A 2,152-nucleotide genomic window follows, 5' to 3' on the forward strand; every position below is an offset into this window, starting at 1 on the left:
CGCCCCGTGGGCGTGGAACCACCCGCGCCCCGGCTGTTAGCCTCGATGGGCAAGACGTCAGACGTCGCTGCTGATGGCAGTCGGGCCCGGGCGCTCCGCCGCCCCACCCGGCCGAGGGGAAAGAAGGCCCTCCGACGGACGGACGACCGGCCACCGCCCCCCCGGGGCAGGGTCCGGTCGGCCTGCCCACGTGTACGCCATCGATTCCGAGGAGTCGTTCGCGCATGTCGAACACCCCCGTCACCGCCCCCGAGGGCTTCACCGACTACAAGGTCGCCGACATCTCCCTGGCCGCCTTCGGCCGCAAGGAGATCACCCTCGCCGAGCACGAGATGCCCGGCCTGATGGCGATCCGCGAGGAGTACGCCGCCTCGCAGCCGCTCGCCGGCGCCCGCGTCACCGGCTCCCTGCACATGACCGTGCAGACCGCCGTGCTCATCGAGACCCTGGTCGCCCTCGGCGCGCGGGTCCGCTGGGCCTCCTGCAACATCTTCTCCACCCAGGACCACGCCGCCGCCGCGATCGCCGCCGCCGGCATCCCGGTCTTCGCCTGGAAGGGCGAGACCCTGGAGGAGTACTGGTGGTGCACCGAGCAGGCCCTGACCTGGGTCGACGCCCCCACCGGCGGCCCCAACATGATCCTCGACGACGGCGGTGACGCCACCCTGCTGGTGCACAAGGGTGTCGAGTACGAGAAGGCGGGCTCCGCGCCGGACCCGGCCACGGCCGAGAACGACGAGCACCGCGTCATCCTCGAACTGCTCAACCGCACCCTGGCCGAGACCCCCAACAAGTGGACGAACCTCGCCTCGGAGATCCGCGGCGTGACCGAGGAGACCACCACCGGTGTCCACCGTCTGTACGAGATGTTCCGCGAGGGCAGCCTGCTCTTCCCGGCCATCAACGTCAACGACTCGGTCACCAAGTCGAAGTTCGACAACAAGTACGGCTGCCGGCACTCCCTGATCGACGGCATCAACCGCGCCACCGACGTGCTCATCGGCGGCAAGGTCGCCGTGGTCTGCGGTTACGGCGACGTCGGCAAGGGCTGCGCCGAGTCCCTGCGCGGCCAGGGCGCCCGGGTCGTGATCACCGAGATCGACCCCATCTGCGCCCTCCAGGCCGCCATGGACGGCTACCAGGTGGTCCGTCTCGAGGACGTCCTCGAGACCGCCGACATCTTCATCACCACCACCGGCAACAAGGACATCATCCTCGCCGAGCACATGGCCCGGATGAAGCACCAGGCCATCGTCGGCAACATCGGCCACTTCGACAACGAGATCGACATGGCCGGCCTCGCCGCCCTGCCCGGCATCGTCAAGGACGAGGTCAAGCCGCAGGTCCACACCTGGACCTTCCCCGACGGCAAGGTGCTCATCGTGCTCTCCGAGGGCCGTCTGCTCAACCTGGGCAACGCCACCGGGCACCCGTCCTTCGTGATGTCCAACAGCTTCGCCAACCAGACCATCGCGCAGATCGAGCTGTTCACCCGGGCCGCCGAGTACCCCCTCGGCGTGCACACCCTGCCCAAGCTGCTCGACGAGAAGGTCGCCCGTCTCCACCTGGAGGCCCTCGGCGTCCGCCTCACCGAGCTGCGCCCGGAGCAGGCCGCCTACATCGGCGTCCCCGTGGAGGGCCCCTACAAGCCCGACCACTACCGCTACTGATACCGAGCGGACGCCGGAACCGGACGAACACCGGGGCCGGCCGCCCCGCCCCACCACCGCGCCCACCGGCGCGGCACGGGGCGGAGGCGGCCGGCCCCGTGCCGTTTCCGCCCCCTCACCCCTTACGGTGGGCCCATGCCCAGCGGTGTCTACGCCCTCCACGACCCCCGGGACGGCACGCCCCTGGGAACCGAACACTTCACCTGCGCCCCCGGCCCGGCCGGCTGGCGGTACACCGCCGACCGCAGGACCCCCTCCGGGGAACCGGCCGGCGGCGTGGACCTGACCATGGACGCCCTCGGGCGCCCCGTCCGACTGGAGGTGCGCACCACCCTGTGGTGGGTGCGCGGCGGCATCGACGTCGGCGGCCTGAGCTGGGTGCGCGGCGACACCGGCGGACGCCGCGCCCTGGAGGGGCACGCCCCCGGTGCCAGGGCTTTCACCGGCACCTCCCCCGCCCACCTGATCTCCCTCGCCCGCCT

Annotated in this window: 1 protein-coding gene and 1 pseudogene; both read left to right on the top strand. The window is 71.3% G+C overall.

Translation table 11 applies throughout. From position 1 onward, the window contains the following. Nucleotides 1–224 precede the first annotated feature (224 nt). Entirely contained in the window at nucleotides 225–1,670 is a 1,446-nt protein-coding gene (gene ahcY, locus FNQ90_RS20570) for an adenosylhomocysteinase (RefSeq protein WP_182607720.1), read from the top strand. A gap of 135 nt (nucleotides 1,671–1,805) precedes the next feature. Next, nucleotides 1,806–2,152 (top strand): annotated as a pseudogene (locus FNQ90_RS20575) (hypothetical protein); the annotation flags it as partial.

The sequence above is a fragment of the Streptomyces alkaliphilus genome (assembly GCF_014141535.1).
GTDB classification, from domain to species: domain Bacteria; phylum Actinomycetota; class Actinomycetes; order Streptomycetales; family Streptomycetaceae; genus Streptomyces; species Streptomyces alkaliphilus.

Excerpts from the sequence above, each read along its gene's own strand:
- ahcY (WP_182607720.1), top strand. The coding sequence starts at position 225 with ATGTCGAACACCCCCGTCACCGCCCCCGAGGGCTTCACCGACTACAAG.